The organism is Pelagimonas sp., from assembly GCF_050633425.1.
Classification (GTDB): Bacteria; Pseudomonadota; Alphaproteobacteria; order Rhodobacterales; family Rhodobacteraceae; genus Pelagimonas.
This window is the reverse complement of record NZ_JBOEGM010000027.1, coordinates 1-16,145: the sequence shown is the minus strand read 5'-3', so window position 1 is coordinate 16,145 and position 16,145 is coordinate 1. Positions and strand designations below refer to the sequence as shown.

At 59.2% G+C, this 16,145-nt stretch carries 16 protein-coding genes; 9 read left to right on the top strand and 7 right to left on the bottom strand.

Annotated features, from left to right (window positions below):
- The 3 genes from ACRBB0_RS21795 to ACRBB0_RS21785 all read right to left on the bottom strand — a co-directional run.
- On the bottom strand, positions 1-1,052 hold a 1,052-nt coding region (locus ACRBB0_RS21795), incomplete at its 3' end, for a hypothetical protein (RefSeq protein ID WP_431376580.1).
- A complete protein-coding gene (locus tag ACRBB0_RS21790; RefSeq protein WP_431376579.1) occupies positions 1,052-1,630 on the bottom strand; it encodes a recombinase family protein in 579 nt (192 codons plus the stop codon). The genes ACRBB0_RS21790 and ACRBB0_RS21795, both read right to left, overlap by 1 nt.
- Positions 1,631-2,054: 424 nt before the next feature.
- A complete protein-coding gene (locus ACRBB0_RS21785) occupies positions 2,055-3,392 on the bottom strand; it encodes a PLP-dependent aminotransferase family protein (protein WP_394389658.1) in 1,338 nt (445 codons plus the stop codon).
- Positions 3,393-3,481: 89 nt separating this feature from the next.
- On the opposite strand from ACRBB0_RS21785, the gene ACRBB0_RS21780 reads away from it, so the two are divergent.
- Both ACRBB0_RS21780 and ACRBB0_RS21775 read left to right on the top strand, forming a co-directional pair.
- The gene (locus tag ACRBB0_RS21780) at positions 3,482-4,648 is read left to right on the top strand and encodes an MFS transporter (RefSeq protein WP_394389656.1); all 1,167 of its coding nucleotides are present in this window, start codon (positions 3,482-3,484) and stop codon (positions 4,646-4,648) included.
- A 4-nt stretch (positions 4,649-4,652) separates the two neighbouring features.
- Positions 4,653-5,744, top strand: a complete 1,092-nt coding sequence (locus ACRBB0_RS21775) for a D-alanine--D-alanine ligase family protein (RefSeq protein WP_394389653.1) — start codon at positions 4,653-4,655, stop codon at positions 5,742-5,744.
- A 108-nt stretch (positions 5,745-5,852) separates the two neighbouring features.
- Here the strand turns inward: ACRBB0_RS21775 and ACRBB0_RS21770 are convergent, their stop codons facing one another.
- Genes ACRBB0_RS21770 through mobQ form a run of 3 tightly spaced genes read right to left on the bottom strand, consistent with a single transcriptional unit; the run spans position 5,853 to position 8,099 of the window.
- Positions 5,853-6,479 (bottom strand): HAD family hydrolase, encoded by a 627-nt coding sequence (locus ACRBB0_RS21770; RefSeq protein ID WP_394389650.1) that lies wholly within the window; start codon positions 6,477-6,479, stop codon positions 5,853-5,855.
- 3 nt (positions 6,480-6,482) lie between these two features.
- Entirely contained in the window at positions 6,483-6,785 is a 303-nt protein-coding gene (locus ACRBB0_RS21765) for a hypothetical protein (protein WP_394389647.1), read from the bottom strand.
- Between the two features lie 12 nt (positions 6,786-6,797).
- A complete protein-coding gene (mobQ, locus tag ACRBB0_RS21760; RefSeq protein ID WP_394389644.1) occupies positions 6,798-8,099 on the bottom strand; it encodes a MobQ family relaxase in 1,302 nt (433 codons plus the stop codon).
- 644 nt (positions 8,100-8,743) lie between these two features.
- On the opposite strand from mobQ, the gene ACRBB0_RS21755 reads away from it, so the two are divergent.
- From ACRBB0_RS21755 to ACRBB0_RS21725, 7 genes are all read left to right on the top strand, one after another.
- A complete protein-coding gene (locus ACRBB0_RS21755; RefSeq protein ID WP_431376578.1) occupies positions 8,744-9,022 on the top strand; it encodes a mobilization protein in 279 nt (92 codons plus the stop codon).
- Positions 9,022-10,728, top strand: coding sequence for a type IV secretory system conjugative DNA transfer family protein (locus ACRBB0_RS21750; RefSeq protein ID WP_431376577.1), 1,707 nt, complete (start codon positions 9,022-9,024; stop codon positions 10,726-10,728). Before ACRBB0_RS21755 ends, ACRBB0_RS21750 begins: the two co-directional genes overlap by 1 nt.
- 17 nt (positions 10,729-10,745) lie before the next feature.
- On the top strand, positions 10,746-11,297 hold the full coding sequence (locus ACRBB0_RS21745) for a hypothetical protein (protein WP_431376576.1): 552 nt from the start codon (positions 10,746-10,748) through the stop codon (positions 11,295-11,297).
- 225 nt (positions 11,298-11,522) lie between these two features.
- Complete coding sequence (locus tag ACRBB0_RS21740) at positions 11,523-12,557, top strand: replication initiator protein A (RefSeq protein WP_431376575.1); 1,035 nt, start codon at positions 11,523-11,525, stop codon at positions 12,555-12,557.
- Positions 12,558-12,668: 111 nt separating this feature from the next.
- Positions 12,669-13,337, top strand: a complete 669-nt coding sequence (locus ACRBB0_RS21735; protein ID WP_431376574.1) for a ParA family protein — start codon at positions 12,669-12,671, stop codon at positions 13,335-13,337.
- Between the two features lie 368 nt (positions 13,338-13,705).
- On the top strand, positions 13,706-14,863 hold the full coding sequence (locus tag ACRBB0_RS21730) for a DNA cytosine methyltransferase (RefSeq protein WP_431376573.1): 1,158 nt from the start codon (positions 13,706-13,708) through the stop codon (positions 14,861-14,863).
- The gene (locus ACRBB0_RS21725; RefSeq protein ID WP_431376572.1) at positions 14,860-15,720 is read left to right on the top strand and encodes a hypothetical protein; all 861 of its coding nucleotides are present in this window, start codon (positions 14,860-14,862) and stop codon (positions 15,718-15,720) included. The genes ACRBB0_RS21730 and ACRBB0_RS21725 overlap by 4 nt, the downstream gene beginning before the upstream one ends.
- 77 nt (positions 15,721-15,797) lie before the next feature.
- On the opposite strand, the gene ACRBB0_RS21720 is transcribed toward ACRBB0_RS21725, so the two are convergent.
- Positions 15,798-16,145: Swt1 family HEPN domain-containing protein (locus ACRBB0_RS21720; RefSeq protein ID WP_431376571.1), on the bottom strand; the 348-nt coding region annotated here is incomplete at its 5' end.

Below are 16,145 nucleotides of genomic sequence, written 5' to 3'. Positions count from 1 at the left end.
CCCCCAGCCGGAGCAGACCCCCAAGACTCCCCCTCCAGGCGGGACAGCTCGGCCTGAACAAGGTCACGCAACCGATTCTCGATCTGACCAAGAAAACTTGCGTGTTGTGGGTCGAAATGGCCCGTCTGGTCGCCGTTCTCAGTCGTCACAGTTGCAACGGCCTCGACGCGCAATTGAAACCCCGCCGAAAACAGAACATGCGGATACGCTTCTGGCGGAAAGGCGACGATCTCGGCATTCATGCCAGCGTCAATCCTTGCGGTCTCCCGATCTTCCGGGGACTGCTTCTCATCAAAGGCAACCGGTTCCCCCAGCTCCTCCGCGAACACTTCCTGGCCCGCCGGATTGAACGGCTCCGCTCCACTGGAAATATCGTGCAGACGAGCAATGCGGGCAAAGCCGACCATCGAGACACCAAGATGGTCCTCGATGGCCCAAGGATTCTGGAGCTGCGCCATCCTCTCCGCGAGCGAGGTCTGCCATGCCTCCATTTTCTGGAAGTGTTCCTGAAGAGGTTGGACCGCAGCCGCAGCCGCGAGTGAAAAACTCTGCAACTGCTCGGCCAACGGAACAACTGCCCGATGTGCGACTGTAACAAGCCCCTTCAAATCAGCGTCGATACGTCGAAGCACATCTACCGTTTCGGGGCGTGTGATTGCACTATGGGCGGCGGCGATAGCCGCTGACGTTTCAGCCCAATGCTGAGAGTTTGCGTATGCCGCGAACGCCGACTGGGCTTCGACCAGTGATGTCGCCAGCCTTTGAAAGTCTGCTCTGTTCAGCGTCTCAGCCGCACGTCGAGCTGATGACTGTTCAAACTGCTCTATCGCTTGCCGCACAGGGTCGTTCTGCATCTCCCTGACGAGCCGCTGAGCTGGACTTTCGGCTTGCTCAAGCATCCTTGCAGCCTGAAAGGCCGGAGACTGCTCAAACTCTCTCAGCGCCCGCGCGGCCGGATCGTTCTCCATCTGGCGCAGAGCTTTCTGAAGCGGACTTTCAGCCTGTTCCAGCGCCCGACGCAGGGCATCATTTACGAATGGTTCGCGAGCCACTAGACCGCCCCCTCCACGTCACGCGCTATCGCCCGCTGAAGTGTGCTGCGGTTTACGCCCAGTATCTCGGCCATGCCAGAAACCGTTTCGCGCTTCGCCTGGATGGCCGTCTTGGCGTGGGCGATCTGGACATCAGTGAGGGCAGGGGGTCTGCCAAGGCGTTTACCTCGCTTTTTCGCGGCGCGCAGACCCGCTTTGGTCCGTTCCTGGATCAGGTCGCGCTCGAATTCAGCCAGGGCGCCCATGATATGAAATACCAGCCGCCCTCCTGCGGTTGTTGTGTCGATCCCGTCTGTCAGGCTGCGGAATTCAATCCCGCGATCCCCGAATAACCTCAGCAGATGGACAAGGTCTGCGATCGACCGTCCCACGCGGTCTAGCTTCCAGACCACCAGCAGGTCACCTTTCTCCAGAAGCTCCATCGCCTCAGCAAAACCGGCCCGGCTCTCGGCTGCCGCCGCGCCGCTTTGCCCGTGATCAGTAATGATCTGATCGCACCCAGCCTCGGCAAGTGCCTCGACTTGTAGATCAAGGTTCTGCTCGGCGGAAGAAACTCTGGCATAGCCTATCTTTTTCATGGAATCTTTTTGCACGAGGTTTTTGCGTCAGTCCAGAACAAGGAAGATCAACAGCTTGGCTGCGGGCTGGAGACTGTCGCAAAAACGGTCGTTTTCGCCACATGTTCGTGAAAGGGCCGTTTGCTGTCGACTGAAGTGTCCTTGCAATTTGCCGTCTAATCGCGCGTCTGGTTAGTCTGCACAAATTACAGCAAGACTGTTGGCCCTACCTGAACGAAGTCGGCGTCAGCGAGTGAAGGTATTACCAGATACTCGACCTCGTTCTTTTCAGATACAATGTGTTCTACTGAAACGTAGAACCATGTAGAATCGTGTCGAACTCCCCGTTACACTTTTTGCCCAAAAATCGCAGGGAAGCATGTCATGCAATCCTTCATCGGCGGATGTTTCGCATCAACTATCCTCACAGCATAGATACGCCATGTTACCTGCTTAGCCGCTCGCTCTGAATCGTTTGATTAACCGTCTCAAAAACGCCCTTCAGCTCGCTCTTTTGGATACCGCCGAACGCCAATCGCAAGGCTTGAGGAACCGCGGTCGTTGTCGCGAATGGCTCGGCACCAGATGCTGAAATCCCGCGCTCTTTCAACGCCACGACAATCGGTTCGGCGCGCATCCCCCTTTCGAGCCAAACCCATGCAAAACCGGCATTGGGGTGTGCGCTGACCGTTAGATCACGTAAGATGGCTTGGCAAAGGCGCTGGCGCTCCGCTCCGTCTTGCCTGCGGCCTTCTTCGGATTTGGCCAGTGTGCCATCCTCAACCCAGCCCGTGACAAGCCCGGAAATCAGCGCGGGGGCATTCCAGGTCGTTGCCCTGATCGCTTCAAGAATTTGGGGAACGTGCTGTGGTGGAGTCACAAGATAGCCAAGGCGCAGCCCGGTCGCCAGGCTCTTGGAAAACCCTCCGACATGGATCGTTCGTTCTGGTGCGAGTTCGATGAAGCCCGGCGGCGGATCGGTTTCGAGAAAAGCGTAGGCGGCGTCCTCGATGATCAGCAGGTCATGCACCCGTGCCACTTCGACGATGCGCTCCCGCGTGGCCTCGTCCATCACTGATCCCAAGGGATTGTGGACTGTAGGCATAAGGTAGACCGCCCGCAGCCTGCGCGCGTGGCATTGTCTGTCCAGCGCGTCCGGGTCCATGACGCCGCCCGGCCCCTCCACCGGAATGAGGTCCAACCCCTGAAGCGCCGCAACCGACTTGAAGCCGGGATAGGTCAAAGTGTCGGCGGCGATGGCTTCGCCTCTCTCAAAAAGACCGAAGGCGATGGTTGCGAGGCCATGCTGACCGCCAGATGTGATCAGCAGATTGTCCGGGGCGATCGGACCCAGAGTTTGCGCAAGGCTGTCGGCAATGATCCGGCGTTCGTGCGTGCGCCCTCCGTGTGGCTGGTAACGCAACATCGCCTCAAGATCGCCAGCGGTCGATAGCCGCCGCAACCCTGCCCTGAGTATCTCGGCGTCACCAGCGTCACCGGGCATGTTGAAAACAAGGTCGATCAGACCCTCCGCGTCGGTCTGATGAACGCCAAGCGTCGGCGGCAAACCAAGATCGCGCACAAATGTGCCACGTCCTGCTTCACCGACAACCTCCCCCCGCCGCTCAAGCTCCTTGTAGATGCGGGTCGCCGTTGCCAGGGCGACATTGCACTGCTCTGCAAATGCGCGGTGTGTCGGCAGTTTTGTTCCCGGTGCCAGCCTTCCCTCGCGGATCGCGGCGGACAGGGTGTCAGCAAGACGCAGGTATCGGGGTTTCTTCATCAGCCAACTGTATCTATTACAATATATAAATTGTCATGTATTAGTCATCGTGGCATTCCGGTCCCAAGTCAACCTTCGAGGTCCGGTCCATGCCCAAATTGATCCCGGTTTCACTACTCGCACTCGGGCTGTTCACAGTCACGTTCGCGGTGAATCTTCAGGCTCCGCTCTATGATGCCTATGCAGCCGAAAGCGATGTCGGCGCGACGGCCGTGACAGTTGCATTCGCAGCCTATGTCGGCGGACTGATGCCAACTCTGTTGTTGCTCGGGGGGCTTTCAGACCGGATCGGGCGGCGGATTCCGATTGCACTTGCGTTGATCCTCGGAGCCGTTGCGACGGCGCTCCTAGTGCAGGTACCAAGCTGGACCAGCCTGGTGATCGCGCGCTTCCTGCTTGGAATCGGGACCGGTCTCGCCACGACTGCCGGAACGGCCTACATGACGGAAATTCTTGGCGCGGACCGCGCCAAGAATGCCGCCCTCATCGTCACCTCCGCCACGTCGCTCGGCTTCGGTGGCGGTGCGCTGGCAACCGGTATCAGCCTTGGCGTGCAAGGGCCGACGCTTCTGCCCGCCAGCTACATCGTGTTGTTCATAGCGGCTCCGATCCTCGCCGCGCTTGCCTTCGGACTGCCCCGGATCGACAAACCCCGGCCAGTCTCGCTGCTGCGTCTGCCGGTCTTCCCTTCCGGCACATGGATGTTCGGAGCCGCGATGGCGTTGGCCTGGTCCACAACCGGCATGACAATCGCTGTCGTCCCGCTGGAACTGGCCGCAAACAATCTCGGCGGATGGACGGGACTTGTCATCTTTCTAGCAATCTTCGTGGGTTTCCTTTGCCAACCGATTGCCCGACGCATGACAAACAACAGCGCACTCGCCCTCGGCTTCGTTTTGATCCCACTCGGCTTTCTCGTCCTTCTGGCCGGTGTCTGGTTGAAGGTTCTGGCATTCGTTCTCGTCGGCACCTGCATCACCAGCGCGGCCAGCTACGGATTCACCTATCTCGCCTCATTGGCGGAAGTTTCCTTGCGTGCGCCGAACGACCGGGCGCGGGCGACGGCAGGTCTGTTCGTCTATGCGTATTTCGGGTTCTCACTGCCGGTAATCGCCAGCGGCGCGCTGGCTGACATGCTTGGCCTTCTTCCGGCGATGGTGGTGTTCGGAGCGGTCCAGCTCGCGATCACGGTCATCATCGTGCTGACGTGGAAACGAGGGGTCGCCCCGTCGATCACCGCCCTCGATGCTGGGTAGCGCAATGACAGACACTCAGAATAAAAAACGACTGCGCATCATGGTGCTGTTCGGCGGGCGGTCGGACGAGCACGAGGTCTCCATCCATTCCGCGACCAACGTTCTTTCCGCGCTTGAGCGCGAAAAGTATGACGCGGTTCCGGTTTATGTCGGTAGGGACGGTCGTTGGCGGCTCAGCGATCTTGCAGAGGGCACACCCTCAAGGCCGACATACGGGTCTTGTGTCGTTCCCATACCGGGTGGGCGTGGGCATCTGGTTTACCTGTCGGCAGACGGACGTGTCGGGAAACTGGCCCCTGTCGATGCGATCTTTCCGGTGTTGCACGGCCAATGGGGTGAAGACGGCTCGATACAAGGAGCGGTCGTCACCGCGTGCGTTCCGCTGGTGGGCTGCGGCATCCTGGGTTCGGCAAATGCACTGGACAAGGAGATCGCCAAGCGGCTTTTGAGTGAGGCCGGAATGCCGGTTGCTCGATCCGTGACCCTTTCTCGGGACGACCCGACACCCTTCGAGGAGATTGAGGGAGAGCTGGGCACTCCGTTCTTCCTGAAGCCCGTCACACAAGGATCGTCGGTCGGCGTCGGGAAGGTCGCAAGCGATGAAGAATATCGGGCCATGTTGACGACCTGCTTCGAACTCGATCAGCGGGTGCTTGCGGAGGAATATATTGCAGGCCGCGAGATTGAATGCGCTGTTCTTGAAGAGGCGGATGGCTCGCTGTTCGTCTCACGGCCGGGTGAAATCGTTCCTTCCGCCGCTCATGGGTTCTACACCTACGATGCGAAATATTCTGACCCGGACGGGGCCAAACTGAATGTTCCGGCCGATCTTTCCGATGACAAGGAAGCGTCTATCCGGTCGATGGCTGCCCATGCGTTTCGGGCAGTCGGATGCGATGGAATGGCTCGCGTCGATTTCTTCCTCAAGGAAGATGGCGGACTGGTCGTGAACGAGCTGAACACCACACCGGGTTTCACAGACATCAGCATGTATCCAAAGGCGATGGAGGCGAGCGGGGTTGCCGGGCCGGAACTGATCGACCGGCTCATCACTTACGGGTTGGCGCGATTCCACAACCAAAGCAGCGCCCCATAGCAGGGTAATCGAGACCGACTTTTCAAACGCTCCCCCTCTACATGCGGGGGCTGTCTGCCCCCTGCCCTGCGGGCATTCCCCCCGAGGATGTTTTCGGGAAGATGAAAATCAGCTCGGAAACATCACCCTAACCAGCTCGTCCACATGAATGGCCTTCATGCCTGCTGCGCGTGGTCCCACAATATCGGCGCGCCGCGTATCTCCGACAAACAGCACCCGGCCCACCTCGACCTGCAACCCGTCCAGCACCTTCGCGTAGATCGCAGGCTCCGGCTTGATCGCTCCAATCTTGCAGGACAGCGCCTCAACATCTGGCGCGTCAGGCAATGCGCTTCGCAAGGCTGTCACGTAGTCGCTGGCGAGATTGGAACAGAGCGCCAAGCGCAGCCGCTCGCTGCGCAACCGCGCCCAGATTTCCGCCATGCCGGGGCGAAGGGCGATAGAGCCGGTTTCGACCATCATCCGCTCCATCACCTCAAGAAGCTCGCGAGGGTCAATTTCAGCGCCAAGCGCCTCAGGCCAATCCGTGAACGCTCTGTCTTCCCGCATGAGCCGGTGTTTCAGCTCACGCCGCTTGTCAGGTGTTAGAGCCTTGAACAGCGGGCGAAACGCCTGCTGTTTGTCAGTGATCTCAACCAGCGTTCCGAAGGCGTCGAAACACACCGCCTCTATCCCGTCGAAGACAGAAGGCAGACCGCTTCCGACCTCGTGGATACCCGTGTAGCGCGACGGCACTTGTCACAGACCCAGGGACGGCATTTCCGGCTTCTGGTCGAACAGGATCACCCGCCCGTCATCGGTATCAGGATCGCTGACCAGCACGAACGGTACATCCGTTCCATCTTTTTTATAGAGACAGCGATATTTCATCTGACCGTCGAGCGGGTCTCGCACCTGGTCATAGCGGTAGCTATGCTTCACGCCTTTCTCGATCCAGGCCTCGACACCTGCGGGCGTGACCAGATTCAGTGGCTCACCGTCGAGCAGGATCGTCTCCCCCACGTTAAAAATCTCATTCCTCAAATCGGTCTCCTTTTTCATGTTCCATTTACATCAGTGACTGAGGCCGGGGTCACGGTCTATCTCCCGATCAATTTCGCGCTCGTTCTCGACCTCCTGATCCTTTTCCTGATCACGCTCGTCCTCAATCTCCAGTTTTTCGCGCGGCTTGTTCAGCACGTCCTTCAGCCGCTCGTTCACGGACGGCTTACGCGCCTCGCGCCCGATGTCCTCGCCAAGCTCCGGATCGCTGTGACCGTCCAGCCTGTGAACCGCCGCTTGGCTATCACGGCCTGCGTCCTTTTCCATGATCTCCTTCAGCCGCTCTCGCGCATAATTGCGGCCTTCTGGTTTCGGCGTGTCATCCTGGTCCCGTGACCGGCCCACGACACGCGCCAACCTCTCGCGTATATCCTCCGGCCCGGCTCGTGCGCCGCGCTCCTTCGCGGCCGCCGCCCTGAGCGCGGCAAGACCGGCAGACACACGCCCCTGCCCTGCGTCTCGTTCGGCCCCATAGGTCTCCCGCGCGATGTCCAGCCGCTCGCGCATTTCGCGGAATGCAGCGCGCGCCTGACGGGCAGCATGGACAACAGCGCCGCGCTCGGTGACAGGTTTGTATTCACGGCCCTCCCGCTCGGCCATCGCCTTGGCCCGGCGCTCCATGGAATTGGCCGCCGGTCCCAGCTTCAGCTCCGGGTCACGGTCCAGCTCCTCGGCGGAAAGGGCGTCACCGCGCTCCAGCGCCGCCTCGCGCTGCGCGTCGAGCGACCGGTGATCGACGCGCTCCACCTCCCCGGCCCGCTCCAGCGCCCGGTTCTGCAACTCGGCCCAGACACCGCGCATCTGCTCAATTTCGACGCCGCCGGTCTTCGCGGAATCGAGCACGCGGGTTTTGGCGGTGAAGCCTTCGGCCTCCAGCTTGCGAGTAGAGGTTAGGACGTGAGCGTGATGGTTTCTCTGATCGCCTTCGCGGTGCGGGGCATGGATTGCAACATCGACGGCCACGCCGTAGCGGCTGACCAGCTCCTGAGCGAAGTCGCGGGTGATCTGTGACCGGTCCTCGGCGCTGATCTCGGACGGCAGGGCCAGTTCCCATTCGCGGGCGGTGACGGAGTTGCGACGGGTCTCGCTGGCTTCGACTTCGTTCCAGAGACGTGACCGGTCCTGCGCCCAGGCCGGGGCATTCTCGGGGGCGACGATGAAGGTTTCCTCGATGCCCTGCTTGCGGGTGTAATCGTGGACGCGGCCTTCGCGCTGGCACTCGATGCGTTCGCCGACACGGTAGGCGGCTGCCGCCGTGGCGGAGCGCCCGGCGCTGCGTTTGATCGTCTTCACGGAGAGGTGGTAGCTGGCCATCAGCACCCACCCCGATGGAGACGGAAACGCCGCCGGTGAGTGCCGCTGCTGACCCCGGCCCATGCCCTGACGTGGGCCACCGGGTCAGCCGTCTTTTCACCGGAGGCCCGCGCCCCACAACGCTGGGGCCGGAGGGGAAAAGACAGCCCGGCTGAAGGGGTGCACAGCACCTCTGAGGCGCGGGCTTGCCAATGATCTGCCCCCAAATCCCCAGCCTCATGGGGGGCGGGATGTGGGGACAGATCAATGGCGGTTTGCCGGGGGCAAACCCGGTAAGGAAAGACAGGCCCGCGACTGTCATTCCGCGCAGCCCGCAGGCGCGACACCCCCGGCACTCCAGCCCCGGTCACGAGGCACGGGTTGCCGTCAGGGTGTCGCGATGCGGGACGCCATCCAACCGCGCAGGTTGGTTCTGGAGGGTTTGGGAGGGCGAAGGCACCTCCCATTCCGGCGCGCATTGCGTCGGACGGAGTTCGCCATCGGCTGAGGCCCTGCCTCAAGGAGATCGCACGCAAATCTCGAAACCGCAGGTGGAGAGTTTGCATAAGTGCGCCCTTGTCCTTTACAGGCCTACGGGTAAGCGCTATCGCTAGTTGTGGCAAGCCCAACCTTTACACCTGCCCTCTTTGAAGTGGATTCCCAAATTGGCCGAAACTGAGCTTGAACGTGCCGAGAAACGCTACGCCCAGGCCAAGGCCCGCCTGCAGGCTCTGAAGAACCGGGAAGCCACCAGACAGCGCAAGCTGGATACCAGGCGCAAGGTGATCCTGGGCGGGGCGCTGATGGACCTGGCGGAACGGGATTCCAATGCTGCCGCTATGCTCGACCGGCTGATCCGTAACCTCTCCCGCGAACAGGATCGCAAAGCCTTTGCGGAGTGGGACGCTCCCTCCCCTGCCCCAAGCGATGACGGTGCAACCTGATGCGGAGCGTGATGCTCGTCTTCGGGGGTCTGTTCCGCTTCTTCGGTCGGTTGATCTTCACGCCCATTCTGTTGGGCTGGATGGTCGGCGCTGTCCTGTTTGGGGCGATGCTCGGAACACTTGTGGCCACGCCGTTCATCTTCGCCTTCTTCGATCAGACGCCCGGCGAAAGCGCCTGGCAATGGCTGGTCTTCGGTCCGTTCATGTTCGTGGGCGCCGTCTTCGGGTTCCAATATTGGCGCATGTCCTCCGGGGCGGATGCTTACTTCGGGCTGACCGGTGACAGCCACGGCTCGGCGCGGTTTGCCAACCGCAAGGAGTTGAAGAAGCTGGAGCGGAGCAAAGGGCAAGACGATGTCGGACTTCTGATCGGACGCAATCCGCATACAGGGCGGCTCTTGCGCTATGACGGCCCGGCCCATCTGATCACCCTCGCCCCGACACGGGCCGGGAAAGGTGTCGGCACCGTGATCCCGAACCTGCTGGCGGCGGAACGCTCGGTTCTGGTCATCGACCCCAAGGGCGAGAACGCGCGGATCGCGGGCGAGGCCCGGCGGCGCTTCGGCACGGTCCATGTCCTCGATCCCTTCGAAGTCAGCGGCCATCCCTCTTCCGCCTACAACCCGCTCGACAGGCTGACCCCGGACAGCCTCGATCTGGGCGAGGATGCAGCCTCCCTGACAGAGGCGCTGGTGATGGACCCGCCGGGACAGGTGACGGAGGCGCACTGGAACGAGGAGGCCAAGGCCATCCTCGGCGGGTTGATCATGTTCTGCGTCTGCCACGAGGACCGCGAACGGCGGTCCCTCGCCACTGTCCGGGAATATCTCACCCTGCCCCCGGATCGGCTGAAGGCGCTGCTGGAGCTGATGCAGGACAGCGACGAAGCGGGCGGGCTGATCGCCCGCGCCGCCAACCGCTTCCTCGGCAAGGCGGATCGGGAAGCGGCTTCGGTCCTGTCGAACGCGCAACGGCACACCCATTTCCTGGACAGCCCACGGATCGCCCGGTGCCTGGCGCGGTCGGACTTCGCTTTCTCCGATCTGCGCCACCGGATCACCTCGGTGTTTCTTGTCCTGCCACCCAACAGGATGGACGCCTACAGCCGCTGGCTGCGCCTGCTGGTCTCTCAGGCCCTTCAGGACATCGCACGGGACGCTGAGGTGTCCGCGACACTGGCAGGGCCACAGAACGCCTCAGAGGGCCATTCCGAGCGCCTCAGGGCCTCGAACCCCACGTTGGGGCCTGCCCTCTTCCTCCTCGATGAATTCGCCGCTCTGGGCCGTCTGGAGGCCGTGGAGCGTGCTATGGGTCTGATGGCAGGCTACGGGCTACAACTCTGGCCGATCCTGCAGGACATGAGCCAGCTCAAGGACCTCTATGGTGAACGCGCAGGCACCTTCATTGCCAATGCCGGGGTGCAACAGGTCTTTGGGGTGAATGATTTCGAGACTGCGAAATGGCTGAGTCAGATGATCGGCCAGGAAACTGCCGGGTTCCAGACCGACAGTTTCAAACCGGGTGATGGCCCCAGCTTCTCGAACAACCTCACGGGCCGTGATCTGCTGACCCCCGATGAAATCATGCAGCTTCCGCCAGATCGTCAGCTCCTGCGCGTCCAGGGACAGGCCACAGCCGTCGCGCAAAAGCTGCGTTACTACGCTGATCCTGAATTTGCCGGGCTGTTCACGCCTGAAGCCCAATAACCCGAAAGCAATTCGCCATGTCTGACACGCCTGCCTCCCCTGCCCCGCTTTCTGACGATGATCTGCGCGAAACGCTCGATCTTCTTGCCACGGCTGTCGCCAGTATCTCGGATCGGGTGGATGATCAGACACGGGTGCTCGACCGCGTGAACAAGACGGCGACGGAAGCCCGCTCTGCCGCCTTCGCCGCTCAAAAGCAGACGGACCCGGAACACTATGGCGAGATTGTCGGCGCGACCATCGACGGCAGGATCGGCGATACCTTGGACCGCGTCGGACAGATGGCTGGTGATCTTCTCCGGGCGTCCAACCATACCCAGGAAGTTCTCAGGAAAGCTGAGGATGCCAGGTCGGACACGATGCGCCAGCTCTGGGAACGGGAACAGAAGCTGGAGCGCTTCAAGAGCCGTCTTCCATGGTTTGGTCTGGGTGCTGTCGTTCTGGCTCTTGTTCTGACGGTGACGCTTCCTCGTTTCTTAGCCAGCAACGCTTCCATGTGCGCTGTCCTTGGAGCGTCCTGGACCACGACAACCACGGGTGTCGATGCTTGTGTGTTTTACCAACGGTGAGCGGTGAAGCGCTAATGGTGGTCGGCTCTGTTTGAGATGCTGGGTGTTATATATGTGTTAGAATCTGTGTTACGGGCCTGAAAGTTCTTCGTAGATGCTTGAAAAGAAATCAATTTTCTATCTGCCCGGTAACTGATAACACGAATCTGGGTAACTGAAATCCTGCTTCTGGTAACTGATAACACGAATCTTGACTGTGGTAACTAAAACCACGAATGTCGACTCATGGTAACTGATAACACGAATGCTCTCGCCCCGCTCCTGCCGGATCGTCATCCGCAGCATGATCTGTTCATCTGTGATGTTGCTGACGCTGTCCTGAAGGACGTGATGCAGCATATGGAGCACCCGTTCTATTCACTTTCAAAGAAGCCGGAGACGACGGTCAAGCGCTATGAGAATGGCGATAAGTGGCTTCAGATCACGCCAAGCGTGAAGGGGCTGGCGACGATCTACGACAAGGACATTCTGATCTACTGTATCAGTCAGATCATGGCGAAGCTGAAGGAGGGAAAAGCCGTTTCGCCCCGTGTCCGGATTAACTCCAGAGAGCTGCTGATCTTCACCAACCGGGGTACAAGTGGCCGGGAATACCAGTCTCTGCTCGATGCCCTTGATCGCCTCGAAGGGACGCGGATCAGGACAAACATTGTCACTGGCGATGAAGAGCAAGTCGATGGCTTTGGCCTGATCGACGCGTCCTCAATCCGCCGAAAGCACGGTTTGGACGGGCGTCTCTTATGGTGCGAAGTGAAGCTGTCAGACTGGGTTTTCAACGCAATCCGGAACGAAGAGGTACTCACTCTCCACCGGGACTACTTCCGCCTGCGCAAGCCCATTGAAAGACGGGTGTACGAGATCGCACGGAAGCATTGCGGGCAGCAGAAAACCTGGCGCATCACGTTGGCAAAGTTGCTGCTTAAGACCGGGTCGCAAAGCCCACAGAAGCGCTTTCGGCAGATGATCCGGCAACTCGCAGAGCATGACCATTTGCCGGATTACCACGTAACCTTTGAGGATGAAGCCGACATGGTGGTGTTCACCAATCGCGGCACGATGTCTCCCGCCCAGCTTGTTGAAGGCAGTATTCCACCCCTGCAGTCCGACACCTACGAAGAAGCCCGCCATGCCGCGCCTGGTTGGGACGTTCGTTTCCTGGAACGTGAATGGCGCGACTGGTGTGTTGAGTCGCCCCGCAATGCCGACCGGGCTTTCATCGGGTTCTGCCGAAAGTGGTTTGAGAAGCGAGGCAGGCCCTGAGATTAAAAACCGGTTATGGAAATAAAACCGGTAAGAGATTTAATTCAGGTATTGGATTTAATTCCGGTGTGAGATATAAAACCGGTAACAACAAAGCGGCAGGATCGAGCAATGCCCGTTATCGTAATGGCAAGCCCCAAAGGCGGGGTTGGAAAATCAACATGCGCCGTTCTTCTGGCGTCTGAGTTCGCCCGCATGGGCGCGGATGTCACGGTACTTGACTGTGACCCGAACAAGTCTCTTACCCGGTGGGCATCGCATGGCGCACCGTCCGGTGTGACCCTGAAGAGCGACGTTGGTCGTTCAGAGATCGTTCCGACAATCCGGAACGCAGACGGTGACGGCAAGATCGTCATTGTGGACCTGGAAGGCGTTGCGTCCCAGCTCGTCAGCCGTGCCATCTCCCAGGCGGATTTGGTGATCGTCCCGATGCAGCCGACAGCGCTCGACGCAGAGATCGGCTCCGAAGCACTGGCGTTGGTTCGCGAAGAGGAAGAAGCGCTTGGGCGAACAATCCGGCATGCTGTGGTGCTGACCAAGACCAGCGCAGCAGTCAAAAGCCGCGTCCAGAAGGAGCTGGAAGAACAGCTCAGTGGGGCAGGGATCGACGTGATCGAACCGTCCTTGGTCGCGCGCGCAGCGTTCTCGGAGCTGTTTGCCTATGGGGGCGATCTGACAGCGATGATGAATGACCCCGAGATGGTCACAGGTGGCAAGGTAGATAAAGCGTTGGCAAACGCTCAGGCGTTCACGGAGGCGGTTTATGAACGGCTCAAATAGGCTTGCGGGGCTTAAGGCCCGCCCGAAAGGGACGACCGTTGAAGATGTCAGACGTGTGGACGAAGTTGGAGAGGCGAGGGGGTTTCTCGACCGGACACCCCGCAAGAAGCCAGGGCGAAAACCCAGCCCGCGAACCCATCAACTGCATCCAAAGGTTTTCCCTATGGTGGGACAGGAAATCGCTGCCGAAGCCGAACGTCTCGGAATCACGCAAGGTCAGCTAATTGAAGAGATGTGGTCCATATACAAGAGTAAACTCTGATTTATCAGGGCTTTGAACAGATTCATGGCCTCGAAAGAGGTCATGTGCTAGATGAGAACAAAATGAGAAAACACGGACTTACCCCGTCAGCAATACAGGGAATCTAATGTTTAAATTCTACGAATTCTTTGCTGGCGGAGGTATGGCGCGAGCCGGACTGGGAGAGAGCTGGAAGTGCGAGTTCGCCAACGACTTCGACCGGAAGAAGGGCGTAACTTACAAGAACAACTGGGGCGATGGCGAGATGATCGTGGACGACATCCGCAACATTGGTCTTGATGATCTTCCCGGACACGCTGACCTCGTGTGGGGTTCATTTCCCTGCCAAGACCTTTCTCTAGCGGGTGGTGGGGCAGGGCTACGCGGCGACCGCTCGGGGACCTTCTGGCCTTTCATTGCGCAGCTCGAAGAACTGAAGATAGCGGGGCGCGCCCCAACTGTGATTGCGGTTGAGAATGTCGTCGGAACTCTGACCTCACATAAGGGCGCGGATTTCACCGCCATCTGCGAAGCGCTGGACAACCTCGGCTATCGGTATGGCGCGTTCATCGCCGACGCCTCACATTTCGTCCCGCAATCCCGGCCAAGGCTGTTTGTGATCGCTATCGAGAAGAGCGTGGAGCCATTGAAGACGGGTGCGGGGCCGATAGCACCGTGGCACACGGCTGCGTTGAAGAAAGCATATAGCCAGCTCCCGGAACATCTAAAGGAATCTTGGCTATGGTGGCATATGCCGAAGCCTCCAAAGCGCGAGATGCGTTTTGCTGATGTAATCGAGGCAAAACCCGCATCAGTGAAATGGCATACAGCGGCTGAGACGCGGGCGTTGTTGTCCATGATGAGCGACGTGAATCTCGCCAAAGTCGAGACCGCTAAAGCTGCTGGTGTGATTATGGTCGGTGGTGTCTATAAACGCACGCGCTATCACCATGGCATCAAGGTTCAACGCGCTGAGGTTCGCTTCGATGACGTTGCAGGCTGCTTAAGAACACCGGCAGGTGGCTCGTCTCGCCAGCTCATTCTTGTGGTGGATGGCGAGCGTATCCGTTCACGCCTGATCTCCACCCGCGAGACGGCCCGATTGATGGGCTTGCCAGACAGTTATGAGCTGCCACAGGCATACAACGAAGCCTACCATTTGACTGGTGATGGCGTTGCTGTTCCAGTTGTGCGATACATTGCAAAACATATTTTGGAACCGGTAGTTAAGGGCGCGCGCGCCTCAGAATCACTAGAAAAGGCGCCCACAGCGAAGGCAAAATGAACGACGAGATACCGTGTCAGAAAGACCCTCAACTTACAGAGCGCATCGAGCAATTCTCAGAGGTCTTGAAGACGCAAGCACATCGTTTGGATCCCTTTGGGATGAGCGAGCAAGACTTCTACGATAGCGGGATATTTGAAGGTTCAATTCAGCGAGTCCGAGGGCAAATCTCTGCGTCCATGGGGGAAAAGAAGACCTTCGTGAAGCACATCCTGAATCACATGCAGGATCGTGGTTTCATTCAAGAATGGATCGAAGCCGGCGGCTCCAATAGACATGACTACTCGGTTACGCTGAACGATGGAAAAATTGCGGCCATCGAGCTGAAGGGCTGCCTGGACGGAAACAACACAAACATCTCTGCTCGACCACCTCATGCAAACGAGTTCATCGTGTGGAGCGTCTGCCAGAATAAAGGCGCCGATCCTAGACACAACGTCTGGTCTGGCATCCACACTCGCTTCTCTGCCGATATTATTGCCGAAGAAAAGCGGGTGGACGGCTTGGTAGTCTGGGATTGGTTGTGCGGAACCGCGGCACGCGTCTGCCCGAAGATCACAGGTAGAGAAGACCGCATTACTGAAGTGGGACCATATAGGCTACCGCCGCCATGCATCTATCTCTTTCCTGGCACGATCCCGAGTCCTCGGAACAATCCAACTCCACGTCCGCAGAACATCATTGACGTTGGGATTCTTGACGCAATGCATCGTTGTTTTGGGGGCGATGAAAACGAACTGAACAAGGTCCATTTCGAAGCCGCGATGAATGGGGTCGACCTGGTAAGGACAACAAAGATTGTCAGGGATGGTATTATCCGCAGAGAGTCAAAACCTACCCCGATCCGTCGATCCTAGGATTTGCTTCGGTGCTGGTGCCAAGCTCGCCCAAGGGGCCGAAGCTGCATAAAGCTTTGCGCAATATTTTCTCAGGATCACATGCGAACGCCTAACGCATTCAGAATGCGATAGCCTTCCGCGAGAAGGGTGATCTGGTCCGCCCTAACCAAAGGTCTGTTGTGGCCGATATTATTTCGCACCGGAGCGAGCCGCTGCATCGACGCCTGAAAATCGGGCTTTGATTGGAAGAACCTCTGGAAGGCATCGTTCCAGTTCTGCCGCTGGCAGATGATGTCGGCAAGGTCCATGAAGTCCGCGTAGTAGAGCAGGGGATATGAGTCCCCCCGGCGGTCGTGGTCCGCAGTTTTCCTTTCTTGCCACCGCTTCTGTAAATCTCCATTGACCCTACGCTTAAGCCAAGAGGGGTCTGTTCCGGCTGGGGG

Bases quoted from the DNA above. Each gene is read 5' to 3' on its own strand.
- ACRBB0_RS21790 (WP_431376579.1), bottom strand. From the start codon at position 1,630: ATGAAAAAGATAGGCTATGCCAGAGTTTCTTCCGCCGAGCAGAACCTT.
- ACRBB0_RS21785 (WP_394389658.1), bottom strand. From the start codon at position 3,392: ATGAAGAAACCCCGATACCTGCGTCTTGCTGACACCCTGTCCGCCGCG.
- ACRBB0_RS21780 (WP_394389656.1), top strand. From the start codon at position 3,482: ATGCCCAAATTGATCCCGGTTTCACTACTCGCACTCGGGCTGTTCACA.
- ACRBB0_RS21775 (WP_394389653.1), top strand. From the start codon at position 4,653: ATGACAGACACTCAGAATAAAAAACGACTGCGCATCATGGTGCTGTTC.
- ACRBB0_RS21765 (WP_394389647.1), bottom strand. From the start codon at position 6,785: ATGAAAAAGGAGACCGATTTGAGGAATGAGATTTTTAACGTGGGGGAG.
- mobQ (WP_394389644.1), bottom strand. From the start codon at position 8,099: ATGGCCAGCTACCACCTCTCCGTGAAGACGATCAAACGCAGCGCCGGG.
- ACRBB0_RS21750 (WP_431376577.1), top strand. From the start codon at position 9,022: ATGCGGAGCGTGATGCTCGTCTTCGGGGGTCTGTTCCGCTTCTTCGGT.
- ACRBB0_RS21745 (WP_431376576.1), top strand. From the start codon at position 10,746: ATGTCTGACACGCCTGCCTCCCCTGCCCCGCTTTCTGACGATGATCTG.
- ACRBB0_RS21740 (WP_431376575.1), top strand. From the start codon at position 11,523: ATGGTAACTGATAACACGAATGCTCTCGCCCCGCTCCTGCCGGATCGT.
- ACRBB0_RS21735 (WP_431376574.1), top strand. From the start codon at position 12,669: ATGCCCGTTATCGTAATGGCAAGCCCCAAAGGCGGGGTTGGAAAATCA.
- ACRBB0_RS21730 (WP_431376573.1), top strand. From the start codon at position 13,706: ATGTTTAAATTCTACGAATTCTTTGCTGGCGGAGGTATGGCGCGAGCC.
- ACRBB0_RS21725 (WP_431376572.1), top strand. From the start codon at position 14,860: ATGAACGACGAGATACCGTGTCAGAAAGACCCTCAACTTACAGAGCGC.